This is a genomic window from Salegentibacter chungangensis (assembly GCF_042678405.1).
In the GTDB taxonomy this organism is placed as follows: Bacteria; Bacteroidota; Bacteroidia; order Flavobacteriales; family Flavobacteriaceae; genus Salegentibacter_A; species Salegentibacter_A chungangensis.
On record NZ_JBHTLI010000001.1, the window covers coordinates 2,334,692 to 2,338,567 of the forward strand.

At 44.6% G+C, this 3,876-nt stretch carries 2 protein-coding genes; both read right to left on the minus strand.

The window, feature by feature from the left end; genetic code table 11:
- Positions 1-1,104: SprB repeat-containing protein (locus ACFQ3Q_RS10715; RefSeq protein ID WP_380745561.1), on the minus strand; the 1,104-nt coding region annotated here is incomplete at its 3' end.
- A gap of 466 nt (positions 1,105-1,570) precedes the next feature.
- Positions 1,571-3,876, minus strand: a 2,306-nt coding sequence (locus tag ACFQ3Q_RS10720; protein WP_380745562.1) for a T9SS type A sorting domain-containing protein, incomplete at its 5' end; no start/stop codon positions are given.

A 3,876-nucleotide genomic window follows, 5' to 3' on the forward strand; every position in this document is an offset into this window, starting at 1 on the left:
TTCTCCGTCCTTGCCGAAGACCTTTACATAGTAATCCCCGGGTACCAGGCCGGTAAAGTCTGCTCCGGTGGTATTGCTGGCTACTGCAGTGGTGCCACTGTCCTTATACAATTCGTAGCGGATGATATCACCAGTAGTCGTACCAATACTCACTACTCCGTCACCATCGTTATAACAGGTTACGTTCGTGCTGCTGATCGATACCGTTAGTTCCTTGGGTTCTCCTACAGTCGCCATACCGGTTTGAGTGCAATTATTCGCATCTCTTACAGTCCAATTGTAGGTCTTGCTTGACAACCCGGTAAAAGTTTTAGGAACCGTATATTCCACATATCCAGCACCATCAAAATCAATTTCATAACGCGGTAAATTATCATTAAAAGAAGTTCCTCCACTCGCACCGATGGTCACACTACCATCCTCATCCCCAAAACAAGTAACATTAACTATACTTGAAGATGCACTCAATGGGGTTCTTACAGCAATATCCTCCGAAACTCCGCATTTTGGAGAAATCGTATTCGGATCAACCGGTTCGTAAAATTGTCCTTCTTCGTTGAATTCCCCACACTTCCGACTGTCATTGCCTGAAGCGTCAGTATAAGCCATATAAATATCGACTAACCTGAGAGTTGTCCCACAGGAATATTCAATTTCACCAAATGTCAAATAATGTTCTCCTTTTCCGCTAATAGGCCCGTTACAGCCTTTAATAGCTTCCCGCGTAGTTACTCCTGTTTCCAGGTTAGTAGTTTCCAGGATCGCCCAGAATGAAAAAGATGTCCTGGTGGATCCCGTCTTATTCCGCACCCCTAATTTCAAAGGATATTTGGTCACTGAACTACAATCAATGCAATTATCCGCTCCTTCTAAAAGTGCATCAAATACTTCCAGGTCGTTCGCAGGACAATGAGAGGCCCTAAGGATATTTCCGGGGTAGCCATCAGGATCTGTTGTTTGTGCAGATAAATTATTTAGTCCAGAAAAAAATGCAAATAGAATAAAAATAAATAGAGGTTTAATCCATTTCTTAAAATTCACTCCTTCAATCCCGGAAAAAAAACCTGTTGCGGATTTTCCTTCCAATAGGGTAGAATCTTTCATAATTAATAAAATTTTAGGTTAGCATTAGTTATAACCTAACACAAGGGGTGTATGAAGAAAAGTGGCATAAAATATCTTTAGAGATCCCAATGGGAACCCGAAATTAAAGCAATAAAAGCGTATAAACTTTTTGCTCCGGGGGTGGAAAAAGTAATTATACCCGGTGATAAAAAATCACCAATCAGTATTAGAAAAATAAATATGGATTTTGGGGGATTAAATAAAATTCTTGAGTTTTGGCAGGGATCCTTCTGAACTTTATCTTAAATCAAAAATAAAACTTTAAGGCTTTCTTAGGGGAAATTTCGTCCAAATTTCAATTGAAATTGACCATTCTGACAACTTTTCAGGGAAATCCCCCAGTATACTGATGAAAGGCCTTTTGATAATATTAACATTTAATTTTCAGACATAAAAAAGGCAGCCCTCTCAGGCTGCCTTAATTTTGGTTAGTTAATTATAACTATTATCTGTTTCCAGACATTACATTCTTAGAGAACACTTCTTTACCGGTATTCACCCTTACAATGTAAACCTGGTTGGCCTTCATTGCAAAGTCGATATCCAGTTGTGTAGTATCTCCTCGGGTTACCTTCTTATCCTTATATGTTCTAAGCAACTGTCCTTTCATATCATAGATCTGAATGGTCACATTAGATACATAATCGAATTCATACTGAATGTTCAGTGTTTCCCTGAATGGAACCGGATAAGGAGTAAAGTCGGATGATAAAGCATTCCTGTTATTCTTACCGGAATTTCCGCTAGAGGCAGTCTCTTCTTCAGCCTCATTACAGTCATAAGACTCTCCATTAAACGATTGTCCTCCATCATTTCCATCAATGATGCTTCCGCCATCAGTACACTCACATAGCACTTCACAGGCTACACCGTGAACTATCACATAAACATCGTCACCGGTCACTTCCACAGGCCCTACGGTATAGTTCCTCACTCCACCGCCAAGATCAGGATTGAAAGGATATTGACCGGGAGCTACAGTTTCCTTACCATTCTTCATTGTTGGTACAGGATCACATCCAATGTAAACGTGGGCTTCATTAAGCACATAATTATCTGATAAATTATACTCAACGGTCACGTATCCATCCTGGTAATTAACGGTTGCGGTTCCTGTAAAGGCTCCTTTGCTGATATCACATTGACCTGCTCCTGCATAAAGGTCCAGAGTATAACTTCCTTCAGAAGTAAGATGGTTAGTCCATCCCCATCTGTTAAAGTCATATTCTGAGAAGCAAGTACCTGCATCTGGATCATAACCGAAGATGGTTTCACAGTTGCCTACAAGCTCGATCTCTCTCACTATGGTAACTACTTCCTCTGCTGAATTTCCACAGTCATCGGTTGCAGTGAAGGTATATTCATAAGTCATTGAACATTCATCTTCACCCACCAGTACCGGAGTCGCATAAATATCTCCTTCTCCGGAACATTCATCGGTGTAGGTTGCCATTAAACTGGCAGGAACATCCTCTTCACATACGAATTCAGGATAGTCACCTAAATGAATTTCAGGTGCCACCGTATCCTCAATAGTGAAGGTAGCTGAAGTCTCGCTGGTATTGCCACAGTCGTCGGTAGCGGTAAATGTCACCGTTGCCGAACCGGTAGCTCCACAAAGGTCGCTTAAGGCGTCGAAGTCATTGCTCCAGGTCACATCACCACAGCTGTCAGAAGCCATTGCGCCTCCGTTGTTATCTAACCAGGCTTGTAAGGCTTCCATATTGCCTTCACCGTCACATTCCACGGTTTCATCCATCGCTTCGGTGTCTATTGTTGGATCTGTTGTATCCTCGATAGTGAACGTAGCCGAGGTCTCGCTGGTATTGCCACAGTCATCGGTAGCCGTAAAGATCACCGTTGCCGAACCGGTAGCACCACAAAGGTCGCTTAAGGCGTCGAAGTCATTGCTCCAGGTCACATCACCACAGCTGTCAGAAGCCATTGCGCCTCCGTTGTTATCTAACCAGGCTTGTAAGGCTTCCATATTGCCTTCACCGTCACATTCCACGGTTTCATCCATCGCAGCGGTGTCTATTGTTGGATCAGTTGTATCCTCGATAGTGAAGGTCGCTGAAGTTTCGCTGGTGTTACCGCAGTCGTCGGTCGCCGTAAAGATCACCGTTGCCGAACCGGTAGCGCCACAAAGATCGCTTAAGGCGTCGAAGTCATTGCTCCAGGTCACATCCCCACAGCTGTCCGAGGCCATTGCGCCTCCGTTGTTAGCAAGCCACGCATTCAAGGCGGCCATATTGCCCTCACCGTCACATTCCACGGTTTCATCCATTGCTTCGGTGTCTATTGTTGGATCTGTTGTATCCTCAATAGTGAAGGTCGCCGATGTTTCGCTGGTATTGCCACAGTCGTCGGTCGCCGTAAAGGTTACCGTAGCCGAACCGGTAGCACCACAAAGATCGCTTAACGCGTCGAAGTCGTTGCTCCAGGTGACATCACCACAGCTATCCGAGGCCATTGCGCCTCCGTTATTGGCAAGCCACGCATTCAATGCGGCTGTGTTTCCTTCGCCATCACATTCCACGGTTTCGTCCATTGCTTCGGTATCGATCGTTGGGTCGGTAGTATCTTCAATAGTGAAGGTCGCTGATGTCTCGCTGGTGTTACCGCAGTCGTCGGTAGCGGTAAAGGTTACCGTAGCCGATCCGGTCGCACCACAAAGATCGCTTAAAGCGTCGAAGTCGTTGCTCCAGGTGACATCACCACAGCTGTCCGAGGCCATTGCGCCTCCGTTGT